Source organism: Pseudomonas sp. Marseille-Q8238, assembly GCF_965111915.1.
Genome location: NZ_CBCOPI010000001.1, coordinates 3,806,081 through 3,822,650, shown reverse-complemented (window position 1 = coordinate 3,822,650; position 16,570 = coordinate 3,806,081). Strand labels below are relative to the sequence as shown.

Annotated in this window: 12 protein-coding genes; 7 read left to right on the top strand and 5 right to left on the bottom strand. The window is 62.5% G+C overall.

Features of this window, described 5'->3' with window-relative positions; all coding sequences use genetic code 11:
- The first annotated feature begins 110 nt into the window (after positions 1 to 110).
- From hisS to ACWPW0_RS17700, 7 genes are all read left to right on the top strand, one after another.
- Complete coding sequence (gene hisS, locus ACWPW0_RS17730; RefSeq protein ID WP_447593473.1) at positions 111 to 1,400, top strand: histidine--tRNA ligase; 1,290 nt, start codon at positions 111 to 113, stop codon at positions 1,398 to 1,400.
- Between the two features lie 32 nt (positions 1,401 to 1,432).
- The gene (locus ACWPW0_RS17725; protein WP_447595705.1) at positions 1,433 to 2,068 is read left to right on the top strand and encodes a YfgM family protein; all 636 of its coding nucleotides are present in this window, start codon (positions 1,433 to 1,435) and stop codon (positions 2,066 to 2,068) included.
- Entirely contained in the window at positions 2,061 to 3,212 is a 1,152-nt protein-coding gene (bamB, locus tag ACWPW0_RS17720; RefSeq protein ID WP_454256764.1) for an outer membrane protein assembly factor BamB, read from the top strand. Before ACWPW0_RS17725 ends, bamB begins: the two co-directional genes overlap by 8 nt.
- A 193-nt stretch (positions 3,213 to 3,405) precedes the next feature.
- On the top strand, positions 3,406 to 4,869 hold the full coding sequence (gene der, locus ACWPW0_RS17715) for a ribosome biogenesis GTPase Der (RefSeq protein WP_447593471.1): 1,464 nt from the start codon (positions 3,406 to 3,408) through the stop codon (positions 4,867 to 4,869).
- A gap of 153 nt (positions 4,870 to 5,022) precedes the next feature.
- Entirely contained in the window at positions 5,023 to 6,171 is a 1,149-nt protein-coding gene (locus ACWPW0_RS17710) for a pyridoxal phosphate-dependent aminotransferase (protein WP_454256046.1), read from the top strand.
- 149 nt (positions 6,172 to 6,320) lie between these two features.
- On the top strand, positions 6,321 to 7,103 hold the full coding sequence (locus ACWPW0_RS17705) for an amidohydrolase (protein WP_454256045.1): 783 nt from the start codon (positions 6,321 to 6,323) through the stop codon (positions 7,101 to 7,103).
- Between the two features lie 97 nt (positions 7,104 to 7,200).
- Entirely contained in the window at positions 7,201 to 7,665 is a 465-nt protein-coding gene (locus ACWPW0_RS17700) for a hypothetical protein (protein WP_454256044.1), read from the top strand.
- 156 nt (positions 7,666 to 7,821) lie between these two features.
- Here ACWPW0_RS17700 and ACWPW0_RS17695 read toward each other — a convergent pair whose 3' ends face one another.
- The 5 genes from ACWPW0_RS17695 to ACWPW0_RS17675 form a co-directional block, all read right to left on the bottom strand.
- Entirely contained in the window at positions 7,822 to 8,886 is a 1,065-nt protein-coding gene (locus tag ACWPW0_RS17695) for an NAD(P)-dependent alcohol dehydrogenase (protein WP_454256043.1), read from the bottom strand.
- Positions 8,887 to 9,092: 206 nt separating this feature from the next.
- Positions 9,093 to 10,769 carry a 2-isopropylmalate synthase gene (gene leuA, locus ACWPW0_RS17690; RefSeq protein WP_454256042.1) on the bottom strand — a complete coding sequence of 559 codons (1,677 nt, stop codon included), beginning with the start codon at positions 10,767 to 10,769 and terminating at the stop codon, positions 9,093 to 9,095.
- A gap of 334 nt (positions 10,770 to 11,103) precedes the next feature.
- Positions 11,104 to 12,360, bottom strand: a complete 1,257-nt coding sequence (locus ACWPW0_RS17685; protein WP_447593462.1) for a mechanosensitive ion channel family protein — start codon at positions 12,358 to 12,360, stop codon at positions 11,104 to 11,106.
- A 122-nt stretch (positions 12,361 to 12,482) separates the two neighbouring features.
- Positions 12,483 to 14,051: a PepSY-associated TM helix domain-containing protein gene (locus ACWPW0_RS17680; RefSeq protein WP_454256041.1), complete on the bottom strand. Its 1,569-nt coding sequence runs from the start codon at positions 14,049 to 14,051 to the stop codon at positions 12,483 to 12,485.
- Positions 14,052 to 14,100: 49 nt separating this feature from the next.
- A complete protein-coding gene (locus ACWPW0_RS17675; RefSeq protein WP_454256040.1) occupies positions 14,101 to 16,548 on the bottom strand; it encodes a TonB-dependent siderophore receptor in 2,448 nt (815 codons plus the stop codon).
- Between the last annotated feature and the right edge of the window lie 22 nt (positions 16,549 to 16,570).

Genomic DNA, 16,570 nt, shown 5'->3' with positions numbered 1-16,570 from the left:
CGTTTGGTTGAGATGAGACACGCAGTCGTAGGACTGTAAACGAGCATTTGAGCCTGCCCTGGTGCTGAACCGCATGAGCGGGGCGCAGAGCAGGCTGTTAAGGATTACCAGTGAGCAAGACCCTGCAAGCCATTCGTGGCATGAACGACATCCTGCCGGAACAGACGCCCACCTGGCGCTACCTGGAAAATACCTTTGCCGAGCTGCTGGATGGCTACGGCTACAAGGAAATCCGCCTGCCTGTGCTGGAGTTCACCGAGCTCTTCGCCCGTGGTATCGGCGAAGGCACCGATGTGGTCGACAAGGAGATGTATACCTTCCTCGACCGCAACAGTGAGTCCTTGACCCTGCGTCCCGAAGGCACCGCCGGTTGCGTGCGAGCGGTACTCGAGCATGGCCTGACCGGTGGCGGACAAGTACAGAAACTCTGGTATGCGGGGCCGATGTACCGCTACGAGAAGCCGCAGAAAGGCCGGTACCGGCAGTTCCACCAGATCGGAGTGGAAGTATTCAACCTGCCTGGGCCGGATATCGATGCCGAGCTCATCGTGCTCACCGCGCGCCTGTGGCAGCGCCTGGGGCTGGCGGATGCTGTGACCCTGCAACTGAACAGCCTGGGTTCCAGCGAGGCGCGGGCGATCTATCGTGATGCGCTGGTGGCTTATCTCAATGAGCGTTTCGACCAGCTCGACGAGGACAGCCAACGCCGCCTGACCACCAACCCGCTGCGTATTCTCGACAGCAAGAATGCCCAGACCCAGGCGTTGCTGGTGGATGCACCGACCCTGCACGACTACCTCGACGAGGAGTCTCGCGTGCACTTCGAGGGGCTCAAGGCGCGCCTGGACGTGCTGGGCATTCGCTACGAAATAAACCCGAAGCTGGTACGTGGCCTGGATTACTACGGTCGGACCGTATTCGAGTGGGTGACCGACAAGCTCGGTTCCCAGGGCACTGTCTGTGCCGGCGGCCGCTACGACGGACTGATCAGTCAGTTCGGCGGCAAGCCGACACCGGGTGTCGGTTTCGCCATGGGTATCGAGCGTCTGGTCCTGCTGCTGGAAACCCTCGAAGCCGTACCGGCCGAATTGCATAGCCCGGCGGACGTTTACCTGTGCGCCTTTGGCGAGGCGGCCGAGTTGGCAGGGCTGGCGCTGGCCGAGCAACTGCGTGATGCGCTACCGGGCTTGCGCCTGGTGGTCAACGCGGGGGCGGGGAGTTTCAAGAGTCAGTTCAAGAAGGCCGACAAGAGCGGTGCACGCTTTGCGTTGATTCTGGGTGACGACGAACTGGCCGGTCGCGTGGTAGGTTGCAAACCTTTGCGCGCCGATGGCGAACAACAACGAATCGAGTGGGATGGGCTGGCGCAGCATCTCACTGCCTGCCTCGCGCAGGCTTAAGAACACGAGAACAAGGAGTTATTGGGGTGAGCATGACCGAAGACGAACAAATTGCGCAGCTGAAAGACTGGTGGCAGCGCAATGGCAAACCCCTGCTGGTCGGTGCCGTGCTGGCCGTGGCCCTGATTTTTGGCTGGCAGGCGTGGAAGAACCATCAGAACAATCAGGCGCAAGGCGCTTCCTTGCTCTATCAGCAATTGCTGGAGACCAGCCTGACCCAGGAGGGCACGCCTGATGCCGCCAAGGTTGCGGAGCTGGGTGGCAAGCTGAAAAGCGAGTTCGCAGGTACGCATTACGCCCAGTACGCCAGCCTGTTCATGGCCAAGGTCGCTGTGGAAAACGGCAAGCTGGATGACGCCGCCGCCGAACTCAAGGCACTGCTCGACAAGCCGGCCGATGCCTCCATCGGCGAACTGGCCCGTCAGCGTCTGGCACGCGTACTTGCTGCCCAGGACAAGGCCGAAGAAGGCCTGAAACTGCTCGACGGCGAAGCCGATAAAGCCTGGCAGGCCACTCGTGAGGAGCTCCGGGGTGATCTGCTGGTACAACTCGGTCGTACCGATGAGGCCCACGCGGCCTATGAAAAAGCCAAAGCCACGCTGGCGGATGATGCCGCGGTCGGTAGCCTGCAAATGAAACTCGATGACCTGGCCAAAGGGGATGCGTGACGTGATGCGCTGGAATTATGCCGCACTGCTGGCCCTGGCCGTTCTCGCCACGGGTTGCAGCAGCACTAGCAAGAAGGAATTGCCACCGGCCGAGCTGACCAAGTTCCAGGAGGAGGTCGAGCTGAAAGTCGAGTGGAGCCGCTCCATTGGTGATGGCCAGGGCGATCTGTACAACACCCTGACACCTGCCGTTGATGGTGATCACCTGTTCGCAGCCTCGGCCGATGGCCGTGTGATTGCCATGGATCGCACCAACGGCAACGTGCTGTGGAAAGTCAGCCTCGACCTGCCGGTATCCGGTGCGGTAGGTGCTGGCTATGGCTTGGTTGTGGTCGGTACGCTCAAGGGCGAAGTGATTGCCCTGGATACCAGCTCCGGTGAGGAGCGCTGGCGCGCCAAGGTCACCAGCGAAGTGCTGTCCGCTCCGGCGGTCAACAGTGATCTGGTGGTGGTGCAGACTCAGGATGATCGTCTGATCGCCCTGGATGCCAGCACTGGCAGCCAGCGCTGGATCTACGAGAGCACCCCGGCGGTACTGACCCTGCGTGGGACCAGCAGCCCGGTGCTGACCAACAGCCTGGCCATCGTGGCGCTGTCCACCGGCAAGGTCGTCGCTCTCGACACCCAGCGCGGCATCCCGGTCTGGGAGCAGCGCGTGGCCCTGCCGCAAGGTCGTTCCGAGTTGGAGCGCGTGGTCGACATCGACGGTAATCTGCTGCTGTCCGGCGGCACCCTGTACGTGGTGACGTATCAGGGCAAGGTGGCGGGCATCGATATCGACAGCGGTCGCCTGCTGTGGCAGCGCGATGCATCGAGCTATGCCGGTCTGGCGCAAGGTTTCGGTAGCGTCTATGTCAGCCTGTCCAGTGGCAGCGTCGAGAGCATCGATGAGCGCTCCAATTCGGCGCTGTGGACCAATGACGCGCTGGCCCGCCGCCAGCTGTCGGCCCCGGAAGTATTCTCCAGTTACGTCGCTGTAGGTGACCTGGAAGGCTATCTGCACCTGCTGAGCCAGGTCGATGGTCACTTCGTCGGTCGCAAGAAGATCGACGGCGACGGCCTGCGTGCCCGGCCGCTGGTGGTCGGTGACTGGATCTATGCCTATGGCAACAGTGGGAAGCTGGTCGCACTGACCATCCGCTAAGCTGTAGTGCAATGTCCGGCCGCTGCCGTTCGACGGCAGCGGCCGCTGTGTTTTTGTAAAACCTGCTTCTGGGCGTGACGCTCATGAGTCGATAGAGGAGCGTTCGTTCACCCTGGCTGTGCCGATGCATTGCCGAGACTGAACGATAGCCGCCGTCGACGAGCAGGTTCGAAGTACTTAGCTGGAGTAACCAATGGTTCCGGTAATCGCCCTGGTGGGCCGCCCCAACGTGGGCAAGTCGACCCTTTTCAACCGCTTGACCCGAACGCGCGACGCTATCGTCGGCGACTTGTCGGGGCTCACGCGTGATCGCCAGTATGGCGAGGCCAAGTGGGAAGGGCGCAGCTACATCCTGGTCGACACCGGTGGTATCTCCGGCGACGAGGAAGGCATCGACGAAAAGATGGCCGAGCAATCGCTGCTGGCCATCGAGGAAGCCGACGTCGTGCTGTTCCTGGTCGACGCGCGTGCTGGCCTGACCGCCGGCGACCAGATGATTGGCGAGCACCTGCGCAAGCGCAACAAACGCAGCTACCTGGTGGTGAACAAGGTCGACAATATCGACCCGGACCTGGCTCGTGCCGAGTTCAGCCCGATGGGCATGGGCGAGGCACTGCCGATTGCCGGCGCCCACGGTCGTGGTATCAGCCAGCTGCTCGAAGCAGCGTTGGGTGAATTCCCGCGTGATGAGGAAGAGCCCGTCGACGAGAACGTGGCCGAAGGCGAGGAAGCCACCCGTATTCCGGGTCCGAGCGAGAAGGATGGCATCAAGATCGCCATCATCGGTCGGCCCAACGTGGGCAAGTCGACCCTGGTCAACCGCATGCTCGGCGAGGACCGCGTGGTGGTCTACGACCAGCCTGGCACCACTCGCGACAGTATCTACATCCCGTTCGAGCGCAACGACGAGAAGTACACGCTGATCGACACCGCCGGCGTGCGCAAACGCGGCAAGATCCACGAGGAAGTGGAAAAGTTCTCGGTGGTCAAGACACTGCAGGCGATCAAGGACGCCAACGTGGTGATCTTCGTCATGGATGCCCGCGAAGGTGTGGTCGACCATGACCTCAACCTGCTCGGCTTCGCCCTCGAGGCGGGGCGTGCGCTGGTCATCGCGTTGAACAAGTGGGACGGCATGGAGCCGGGCGAGCGCGACTACGTGAAGACCGAACTGGAGCGCCGGCTGTTCTTCGTCGATTTCGCCGACATCCACTTCATCTCCGCCCTGCACGGCACGGGTGTGGGTAACCTGTACAAGTCGGTACAGGCCTCGTTCAAGTCCGCCATTACCCGCTGGCCGACCAGCCGTCTGACGCAGATCCTCGAAGACGCCGTGCAAGAGCACCAGCCGCCAATGGTCAGCGGCCGTCGTATCAAGCTGCGCTATGCCCACCTCGGTGGTGCCAACCCGCCGCTGATCGTGATTCACGGTAACCAGGTCGAGGCGGTGCCGAAGTCCTACACGCGCTATCTGGAGAACACCTTCCGCCGCGTGTTGAAGCTGGTCGGTACGCCGATTCGCATCGAGTACAAGGGCGGCGAGAACCCCTACGAGGGCAAGAAGAACACCCTCACCGACCGCCAGGTGAACAAGAAACGGCGCCTGATGAGCCACCACAAGAAAGCCGAGAAGAAGCGCCGCGACAAGAAGAAGTAAGTCGCGAGGCAGGGCCGGTGGACCCTGCAGTGCTGGGCGAGAAGGCGTACAGGTATAAGCTTGTGCGCCTTTTTCATATGCGCGACGGCTGCACCTGTTGCTGGCCATCGGCTATTCTCGCGGGCTCGTGCCCGTCAGCAGGAATAGGCCCCGATGTTCACCAGCAAGTTGCCCGAAGTCGGCACTACCATCTTTACCCGCATGTCCCAACTCGCCGCTCAAACCGGTGCGCTCAACCTGTCTCAGGGCTTTCCCGATTTCGACGGCCCGCAGGCCCTGCGCGATGCAGTGGGCCGGCATATTGCTGCCGGGCATAACCAGTATGCGGCGATGACCGGGCTGCCCGCGTTGCGTGAGCAGATCGCGGCGAAAATCGCCCGCAGCTATGGTCGTCAGGTAAATGTCGACAGCGAGATCACGGTGACGCCGGGTGCGACCCAGGCGATCTTCTGTGCCATCCAGACGTTGATCCACGCCGGTGATGAAGTGGTGGTCTTCGATCCCAGCTACGACAGTTATGACCCGGCGGTGCAGTTGGCCGGCGGGCGCTGCGTGCATGTGCCGCTGGCGCTGCCGGACTTCGCCATCGACTGGCAACGCCTGATCGATGCACTGAGCCCGCGCACCCGGCTGATCATCATCAACAGCCCGCACAATCCCAGTGGCGCGCTGATCTCGGCGGCGGATCTGGATCGTCTGGCCGCTCTGATCCGCGATCGTGATATCTACCTGCTGAGCGATGAGGTGTACGAGCACCTGGTGTTCGACGGCGTTCAGCATGCCAGCGTGCTGGCGCACGACGAGCTGTATCAGCGGGCGTTCGTCGTCAGTTCCTTCGGCAAGACCTATCACGTCACCGGCTGGAAGACCGGCTACGTGGTGGCACCGCCGGCCTTGACCGCAGAGCTGCGCAAGGTGCACCAGTTCGTCAGCTTCTGTGGGGTGACGCCGCTGCAGTGGGCGCTGGCTGATTTCATGGGCGAGCAGCCGCAACATGTCGACGAGCTGCCGGCGTTCTACCAGGCCAAGCGCGATCTGTTCTGCGACCTGCTCGCCGACTCGCGCTTTACCTTTACCCGTACGGCTGGCACCTACTTTCAGTTGGCCGATTACTCGGCCATTCGACCGGACCTGGACGATGTGGCCATGGCCGAATGGCTGACCCGCGAGCATGGTGTGGCGACCATTCCCGTCTCGGTGTTCTACCAGCAGGCGCCGAAGGACCTGCGTCTGGTGCGCTTGTGCTTCGCCAAGCGTGAAGAAACCTTGCGCCAGGCGGCCGAGAAACTCAGCGCCGTATAGGGCACCCCCCTAACGCGACGCCCCAGTGACCGGGAGACGGATTTCCTCTGTGCGCGATAGCGCCGTGTCGGCTGGATACCACCAGGCGTTGTCCACCACGAGAGGGTGGACGTGAAAGGCGACATCCACCCTACGGTGAGGGAGATGAGATGAACGATAAACCCGACCTCGAACTGGCGCTGATCCAGACCCAACTAGCCTGGCATGACCCGACCGCCAACCGTGCGCATTTCACTGAGTTGCTGGAACAGGCACGCGGCGCCGATCTGGTGGTCTTGCCGGAGATGTTCAGCACCGGCTTTTCCATGCAATCGGCCGAATTGGCCGAGCCCGAGGATGGACCGACCACGCACTGGCTGCGTGAGCAGGCACACCGCATCGGTGCCGTGGTCACCGGCAGTCTGATCATCCAGGCTGCCGATGGCCGCTACCGCAATCGCCTGCTGTGGGCGCGCCCGGATGGTTCGTTGGCGCACTACGACAAACGCCACCTGTTTCGCATGGCGGGCGAGCACAAGCACTACCAGGCCGGTGAGCAGCAGGTCGTGCTGGAGCTGAAGGGCTGGCAGGTGCGGCCGTTGGTCTGCTACGACCTGCGCTTCCCGGTGTGGAGTCGCGACCCGGCCAATACCGACCTGCTGCTCTACACCGCCAATTGGCCAGCCGCGCGCCGCCATCACTGGAACCGTCTGCTACCGGCACGGGCCATCGAGAACCTCTGCTACGTGGCGGCGGTGAACCGCATTGGCAGCGATGGCAACGGCCACCCATACAGCGGCGACAGCCAGGTCCTGGACTTCCAGGGAGCGTCGTTGTTGGCGCCTGGTGAAGCGGATGGAGTATTCCGCATTACTCTGGATTCAGCCGCGCTGCGTGACTATCGCGAACGCTTCCCGGCGTATCTGGATGCCGATGACTTTCAGTTGGCGTGAGCCCGGTCACGCGCTTCGCTGCGATGCCTTCGGCCCAAGCGGGGTAGCGCGATAGAATGGCCAGGCAACGTATCCAGCAGATCATCAGGAGTCAGGCATGGACGCAAATCCCAGTAATCCCTTCCAGTCCCCCGAGGCCGAACTTATCGAGTCTACGGATAGCGCGACACTTCGTACGCCGGTCTACAGCGTCGCAGCCGTAGGGGTTGCCACGTTCTTCGGCACGCCACTGGGTGGTGCCTGGGTGCTGGCGCATAACCTGCGCACACTTGGTCTGGGCAACAAGGTGGCCACGGCCTGGTGGCTGGGCATTGGGCTGTTGGTGGCGAGTTTCATCCTGTCACTGGTATTGCCGGAGAACATACCGACGCTACCTTTCGTCATGGCGCAGTTGTTCGGCATGGTGCAGTACGCCAAGTCGACACTGGGTGATCGAGTCGATCAGCACAAGGCGCAGAACGGCGCGATGTATTCCAACTGGCGTGCCTTCGGCATCGCGCTGTTGTTCACCCTGGCCGTGCTGGTGGTGATGGTGCCGCTGCTGTTGGTGATCGAGGGCTGACGGGAAGGCTCGATGCGCCGGCATGGGGCAATTCGTCGAGTGGGCCGGACGCTGCACCGCTTCAGCCCACATGAGCGGTTGTGCGGGTGGGCTAAAGCCCACCCTACGGATTGTTGGTGATCGATGGCCCCATGTTTTGGCATGGGGCCATGATTGTCAGGCGACGCTGGCTTCGTGCTGGAGCGAGGCCATGTCGATCACGAAGCGGTATTTCACATCGCTCTTGAGCATGCGTTCGTACGCCTCATTGATCGATTGCATGGGAATCAGCTCGATATCCGAGACGATGCCGTGTTCGGCGCAGAAGTCGAGCATCTCCTGGGTCTCGGCAATGCCGCCGATCAGCGAGCCGGCCAGGCGGCGGCGTTTGAAGATCAGGCTGAACACTTCCGGCGACGGGTGCGGGGAGTCGGGCGCGCCCACCAGGGTCATGGTCGCGTCGCGCTTGAGCAGGCCGAGGAAGGCATCCAGGTTGTGCGGCGCGGCCACGGTGTTGAGGATGAAGTCGAAGCTGTTGGCGTGGGCCGCCATTTCTTCGGCGTTCTTCGACACCACCACCTCGGCCGCCCCCAGGCGCAGGGCGTCGTCACGCTTGTTCGGCGAGGTGGTGAACAGCACCACATGAGCCCCCATGGCCGCAGCGATCTTCACGGCCATATGGCCGAGACCGCCGAGGCCGACCACGCCTACCTTGTGCCCCGGTTGGACATTCCACTGACGCAGTGGCGAATAGGTGGTGATCCCCGCGCAAAGCAGCGGAGCGACGGCCGCCAGGTTGTCGGTATGGCTGATGCGCAGGACGAACTTCTGGTCGACCACGAGGTTGTCGGAATAACCGCCGAAGGTGTTCTCGCCGCCGAACACCGGGCCGTTGTAAGTGCCGGTGAAGCCGTTTTCGCAGTACTGCTCAAGGCCTTCGGCACAGGAGGGGCAGGTCTGGCAGCTGTCGACCATGCAGCCGACGCCGGCGATATCACCGACCTTGAACGTTGAGACATGGCTGCCGACGGCGCGGACCTTGCCGACAATTTCGTGGCCCGGCACCGATGGGTACAGGGTGTTCTTCCACTCATTGCGTACGGTGTGCAGGTCGGAGTGACAGACGCCGCAGTAGAGGATGTCGATCTGCACGTCATTGGGGCCGATCGCTCGGCGCTGGAACTGGTAGGGCACCAATGGCGCGTTAGGATTCTGGGCTGCGTAGCCAAGGGTCTTGCTCATGAACAACTCCTGTCCGAATGGGCGGGGCGGGTTCCGCTCGAACGATCAATGCATTCGTACAGATGGCCGTGCCCGGGAGTCACAAGCCTAGTACAGCGAGCGAGCGGCTCCTTGCCTGATCCTGCTGACGCCATGCCGATTTCTGTCGGCGTGAGGCGGAAATAGAAAAGGGATGCCGAGGCATCCCTTTTTCACACACAGACCGATCAGGCGACTTCGGACTTTTCCTCGGCCTGGCTCACGGCCCGGTTGAGTGCGCTGAACAGGGCGCGGAACGTTGCCGTGGTCAGGTTCTCATCGATCCCGATGCCATGCAGCGGTTTGCCACCATTCAGGCGAATCTCGATATAGGCCGCGGCCTGGGCATTGGTGCCCGAGCTGATGGCGTGCTCGTGGTAGTCCATGATCTCGATGCTCTGCGGCAGGGCCGCGACCAGGGCTTCCAGCGGGCCTTTGCCAGTGCCGTGTTTGCGGCGCGGCTCACCACCGACGCTCACGTCGACATCGACCGTGCAGATGCCGTTCTCTTCCTGCAGACGATGGCTTTTCAGCTCGTACGGCTGTGCCGCCTTGAGGTATTCGGCGTCGAGCAGTTGGTAGATCTGCTCGGCGGTCATCTCGAGACCGAGGCGGTCGGTTTCCTTCTGCACCACCTGGCTGAATTCGATCTGCATGCGACGCGGCAGGCTGATGCCGTACTCCTGCTCCAGGAGGAAGGCGATGCCACCCTTGCCGGACTGGCTGTTGACGCGGATCACCGCCTCGTAGTCGCGGCCGATGTCGGCCGGGTCGATCGGCAGGTACGGCACTTCCCAGATCCCGTTCGGGTCCTGCTGGGCGAAGCCCTTGCGGATCGCATCTTGGTGCGAACCGGAGAAGGCGGTGTGCACCAGGTCGCCGACGTAGGGGTGACGTGGGTGAACCGGAAGCTGGTTGCAGTCCTCGACTACCTTGCGCACGGCGTCGATGTCGGAGAAGTCCAGTTGCGGGTCGACGCCCTGGGTGTAGAGGTTCAGCGCCACGGTGACCAGGCAGACGTTGCCGGTCCGCTCGCCGTTACCGAACAGGCAGCCTTCCACTCGATCCGCGCCGGCCATCAGGGCCAGCTCGGTCGCGGCCACGCCGGTGCCACGGTCGTTGTGGGTGTGCAGGCTGATGATCACGCTGTCGCGACGGTCGACATGACGACCGAACCACTCGATCTGGTCGGCGTAGTTGTTCGGCGTCGCGCCTTCGATGGTGGTCGGCAGGTTGAGGATCAGCTTGTGCTGCGGGGTCGGCTGGAACACGTCGATCACCGCGTTGCACACCTCGACGGAGAAGTCGATTTCGGTGGAGCTGAACACCTCGGGCGAGTACTCGAAACCCCACTGGGTCTCCGGGTTGGCATCGGCGAGGCGCTTGATGGTGCGCCCGGCATTGATGGCAATTGCCTTGACGCCGTTCTTGTCCTGGTTGAACACGATGCGGCGGAAGCTCGGCGCACAGGCGTTGTAGTAGTGCACGATGGCGCGCTTGGCACCCTTGAGCGACTCGAAGGTGCGCTCGATGAGGTCGTCGCGGGCCTGGGTCAGGACCTGGATGGTGACGTCATCCGGAATGTGGCCGCCTTCGATCAGTTCGCGGATGAAGTCGAAATCGGTCTGCGATGCGGACGGGAAGCCCACTTCGATTTCCTTCAGGCCCACCTGCACCAGGGTCTTGAAGAAACGCATCTTCTTGTCGGCATCCATGGGCTCGATCAGCGACTGATTGCCGTCGCGCAGGTCGGTGCTGAGCCAGATCGGCGCCTTGTCGATGGTCTTGTTCGGCCAGGTGCGGTCCGGAATGTTGATCGGGGTGAACGGACGGTAACGCTTCGACGGGTCTTTGAGCATGCTCATGGGTAAATCCTTGAATAGCTGTTCGACACCACAGCCGTGTGCAGGCTGGGTCGAGGGAAACGGAAGATGAAAACGGGGGCGTGCAGTCAGCTACGCAGTCGCTGACTAACCAGGCAGAGGTTGGCGTGTTGCCGCAGCAGGATGAGGGTTTGCGATACGTTCATGGCGACCACCCTAACCAGCAAGAAGAAAGCTGGCAAGCATCTGCTGAAAATTGGTGATATCGGGTGGTATTTCAGGGTTGGCGAGATTTTATTGCGTAGAAATCCGGGTTTCTTGTGATTTTTTTGCGCGGGCCATTCCCCGGTGCAGTGATCTGCACCGGGGCGTTGGCTCAGGGTTGCGTGTGCACTGAGGGGAGCGTGCGCAGTTCGCGCATGTCCGCACCGCTGGGGTGCTGGAAGACGCGCAGGCCGAACTCCGGCAGGATCGCGAAAAGGTGGTCGAAGATGTCCGACTGGATTGCCTCGTAGCGGGCCCAGGCGATGGTGTTGGTGAAGCAGTACAGCTCCAGTGGCAGGCCATCTGCGGTGGGGTTCAACTGGCGGACCAGTTGCGTCATCTCCTGGTGAATGCCCGGGTGCTGGCGCAGGTAGTGCTCGACGTAGGCGCGGAAGGTACCGATGTTGGTGACCCGTCGCGTGTTGGCCGGCTCCTGGCTGGCTTCGGCCAGTTCGCTGTTCCAGCTCAGCAGCTCGCTCTGCTTGTTGCTCAGGTACTGGCCGAGCAGCAGAAAGCGTTGCAGGCGGGCAATCTCGTCCGGGCTGAGGAACCTGATACTGGTCTGGTCGAGAAACAGGCTGCGCTTGATCCGCCGGCCGCCGGACTCCTGCATGCCACGCCAGTTCTTGAACGGGTCACTGATGAAGCGCTTGGTCGGAATGCTGGTGATGGTCTTGTCCCAGTTCTGCACCTTGACCGTGTGCAGGGCGATGTCGATCACGTCGCCGTCGGCGTTGAGCTGCGGCATCTCGATCCAGTCGCCGACCCGGATGATGTCGCTGGAGGAAATCTGCACGCTGGCCACCAGGGACAGCAGGGTATCCTGGAAGATCAGCATCAGTACCGCAGCCATGGCACCGAGGCCGGAGAGCAGAATCAGTGGCGAGCGGTCGATCAGCGTCGCGATCATCAGGATCGTGGCGATGGCGTAGACCACGATGGTGACCACCTGGATGTAGCCCTTGATCGGCTTCAGGTGGGCGTTGGGTCGGCGCTGGTAGAGGGTGTTGATCAGGCCCAGCACGCCACCGATGGCCAGGGCGATGGTGAGGATGATGAACGCGCTGCAGACATTCTCCACCACGGTGATCACGGCAACTGGCAGGTGCGGCACGACCTTGATGCCGGCAACCAGAATCAGCGCCGGTACGATATTGGCCAGGCGCGAGACCACATGAGAGTTGGCGAGTGCCTTGTCCTGGCCGACGCTGGTGGACTTGAGCAGGCGATAAAGGCCGCGCACGAGAATGCGCTTGACCACCCAGTTGGCGATCCAGGCGCCGAGGATCAGCAGGCTGAGGCTGATCAGGGTATGCAGTTCGGGGTGCTGTTCCAGCCAGTGCAGGGCACTGATGTACTGCTCTTTCATTGAAATCCTCGCGGGCAGTGGCGGAAAAGCGTCCTACCTTAACAAACTTGGCTGCCTGGTCAGGGCCGAGCTGCTTACCGAATTTGTCCGTTGGTCCCGTTCTGTCGTGGGTCGGCCCATATTTACGCCGTTGTTGCGCGGCTGCGGCTGACCGAAGTCGCTCGGCGTCGCACCTTGCTCAGCGCCAGCAGGAACAGCGTGGCAAATCCCAGTGCGGTCAGGTCCACCCCGGCCATGCTCCAGTCACCTTGCGCCAGGCTGACGCCCAGATGACGGTCGGTGGTGAGGGCATTGAGCAGGGGTAGCAGGCCGGTGAGCAGTGCCGCCAGTCCAAACTGTTCGAGCCAGGCGCGTCGTGCGGGTCTGCAGCATGCATGGAGCAATGACAATCCCCAGAGCATGAACAGGCAGTGGGCTTCCCAGGCCGCACGGTTCGGCAGGTCCAGGGGGAGCAGGCGATTGGCCCAGAAGTAGACGGCGATCGCTGCCGGCAGGCCGGCAATGCTGGCGATGTTCAGGCTTTCGACCAGACGGAATGCGTACTGCGCCGCAGGGGTGGTGTGCTGACGGCTCTTGCGCTTGACCGTCCACAGCACCAGGCCCGTGGCGATCAAGGCACAGCCCATCAGGCCGGAAAAGAAGTACAGCCAGCGCAGTGGCAGGCTGGCGTAGTTGCCTTCGTGCAGGTTGGTCAGGGTGTTCTGGAACTGCCAGATACCAGCCTCCGGCGGCATAGCCAGGGGCTGGCCGGTCGGGCCGCTGAATACCGCACTACTGTAGCCACGCAGGATGCGCTCGCTCTCCAGATAAAAGACCACGCGGGCCTTGCCGGTTGCCGGTGCATGCACGTCGATGCCATGGAGAGCGCCAGGCACGAGCATCTCGGCCAGTGGTGCCAGAGGTGCTGGCAACCCGGCCGTCTCGGGCTGCGGGTTGATGAGCAGGTTATTGGCGCGGGGGTTGAGCACGTTGACGTAGCCTTTCGGCTCATCCCAGCCATAGGCGACCTGCATGCCCACCGGTACATAGATGTACATGAAGAACACCAGCCCGCTGTAGGTGATCATCAGCAGGAAGGGCAGCGCCAACACGCCCGCCAGGTTGTGGGCGTCCAGCCAGGAGCGCTGGCCCTTGCCTGGGCGGAAGGTAAAGAAGTCCTTGAAGAACTTCTTGTGGGTGATGATGCCGCTGATCAGCGCCACCAACATGAACATGCTGCAGATGCCGACGATCCAGTTACCCAGCTTTTCGGGCAGGTAATGCAACTGGTAATGCAGGCGATACAGCCAGGTACCGCCACCGGTTTCCCGTACTCGCTCGACTGCTGCGGGTTCCAGCACCTGACCGGTCACGGCATCGAGCTGCCGGCCATGGTACTGGCCCTGGCTGTCCTGCCATTCCACGTCCACGGGTTGCCCGACATGGGCGGGTGGTTCGATGTACCAGTAGTGGGCAGGCAGGGCATTGGCCTCCAGCCACTGCTGGGTGAGTTGGAGTGCGTGGCGTGTCTGCTCGATGGAAACGAGTTCGGTGGCCAGCGGTTGCGCTTGCTCCGGGCGCATCCAGTCATCGATGGCTGCGCGGAAGTAGCCCAGCGTGCCGGTGATGAACACGAACAGCAGCACCCAGCCGACCAGCAGGCCGGACCAGGTGTGCAGCCAGGCCATGGATTGGCGAAAGCCTTCTTTCACGACGACATCCTCTACAGTGAAGACGCCCTCCGTAGAGGGCGTCGCAGGGTCAGAAGTCGCCGCGCAAGGTCAGCATGTAGCTGCGGGGATCACCGTAGTAGTTGCCACGCCGCAATTCACCCACCGACTTGTAGTAGTTCTTGTCGAAGAGGTTCTTCACGTCCAGGCCGACCTTCCAGTTCTGGTCGAGCTTCCAGCTGGCGAGTGCATCGAATACCGCACGGCCAGGGTTGCTGACTGTCGGGCCATAGACGTCGGTGCTGTAGCCGCTTTGCATCGAGACGCTGCCGCCGACGCTCAGGCGATTCCACTCACCCGGCAGGGCATAGGTGGTCGATGCACGCAGCAGGTGCTTGGGCGTCTGGTAGTCGGTCGGGGTGCCGTCGCTTTTGCGGGTCATGTTGAAGGTGTAGCCGGCAGCAACCTGCCAGCCCGGCAAGACCTCGCCACTGGCTTCCAGCTCATAACCCTTGCTGCGCTGGATCTGCCCGTTGAGGAAGCAGGTGCCGCCGAGGTTGGTCGGGCAGACGACGGTTTGATCCGGGTCTTCCACGGCGACGTCTTTCTGCTTGATGTAGAACACCGCTGCCGACAGGTTCAGGCGGCCGTCGTACAGCTCGCCCTTGATGCCGGTCTCGTAGTTCTTGCCGATGGCCGGGTCCAGCAGGCTGCGGTCGGCGGCGCGGTACTGGCTTTGCGGCTGGAAGATATCGGCATAGCTGGCGTACCACGACCATTGTTGGTTGAGGTCGTAGATCAGCCCGACGAAGGGGGTGAACTCGTGGTCCTGGCGATTGGAGGGATGATCACCGGTGATGTCGAGCTTGTCCTTGGCATCGTATTCGTACCAGCTGAGCCGGCCGCCGAGTACCAGGCTCAGGGGCTCAGCCAGGCGCAGGCGGGTGTTGGCGTAGACCCCGTAGCGGCGTGAGGTGCTGTCGACGATGCTGTCCCAATTGCCGCGTACGGGCTCCGGGAGCGCATGGTGATCAGGGTTGAACACATCGATCGGGACGCCGGCCCCTTCGCTGTAGTTCTTGTTGCGCAGGTCTTCGCTCGACCAGTTGGCGCCGACCAGCACCGAGTGCTCCAGGCCGAAGGCCCTGAAGGTGCCAGAGAGGTTGCTGTCGATGCCGTTGTTGACCACTTCGTCGCGGCGGAACATGACGTTGTACAGCGAGGAGCCGGTGCCGGTTTGCGGGTCGATCATGCCGCGCGGCAGAGCAACGCGCTGATCGAATCCGCCTTCGGAGTGGGTCAGCGAGGTCTTGCTCTTCCAGTCGTCATTGAGGCGGTATTCCAGGTCGGCGAAAACTTCCGTCTGGTCGCTCGCGTGGCGGTTCCAGTTCTGCGCCAGTGAGGTGGAGCGCGATACCCCGAGCGGTCTGCCGTCGCTGAAACGCGGCAGGCCGAAGATCGAATAGCCGCTGGTCACGCTGGTCTGGTGGCGCAGGCCGAGGGTCAGGGTGGCGTCTTCATTCAGGTCCGCCTCGACGATGCCGTAGAACAGCGGCTTACGGTTGCTGGCGACGTCATAGTAGAAGTTGCGGTCCTCATAGGCGATCAGCGCGCGGCCGCGCAGGGTGCGTTCGTCATTGAGGGCACCGCTGCCATCGAGGTCCATGCGGTAGAAATCATCGGAGCCGGCACGGGTGGTGACCGAGAAATGCGGTTCTGCAGTCGGGCGTTTGCGCACCAGGTTGATGGCGCCGCTCGGGTTGCCGTTGCCGACCAGCAGGCCGGCGGCACCGCGCAGGATCTCGACCCGGTCGTAGACGGCCGTGTCCGGTGTCATCCAGCCGGTGGGGCTGTGGATCACACCGGGCATGCCATCCACCAGGTAGGCGTCAGCGCCCAGTTCGAACCCGCGCGCGTTGTACTGGTGGTCACCGAAGTTGCGGGTTTGCAGGGTGATGCCGGGCGCGCTGTCGAGTACCTGCTCTAGGGAGGTGAGGTTACGGTCGTCCAACTGCTGACGGGTGATCACGCTGACCGACTGCGGGGTTTCGCGCAGCGATTGCGCGGTCTTGCCGAGGGTCACGGCGCCAGTGGTGTAGGAGCCCGTGCCATCCGTGGTGGTGCCGAGGCTTTTACCGCTGATGCTGGTGGCGCCCAGTTGCAGGGCATCACCGGCCTCCACTTGTGGCAACAGAAGGTAGGCGTTGTCCGACTGCTGTTGAGCCTGCATGCGCGTGCCCTGGAGCAAGGCGCTCAAGGCGCTGTTGCTGTCCATCTGCCCGGCTACGCCACGGGTGCTTTTGCCCGCGACGCTGCTGGCGTCATAAGACAGGCTGATTCCGGCCTGCCGGGCGAATTGGTCCAGGGCTGAAGCCAGCGGGCCAGCCGGGATGTTCCACTGCTGATGTTGACCGGCAACCTGGGCCTGTTGGGCAGTGGCCAGGCTCGGCAGTACGCCGCCACCGAGTGCCAGGCCGAAGAGGACGTGGCGAATGGTGCGGTGAAGAACAGTGGTGCGCGAGGGAGGAAACGCGTTCATGGGTGATCTCAAGCTCCAGGGA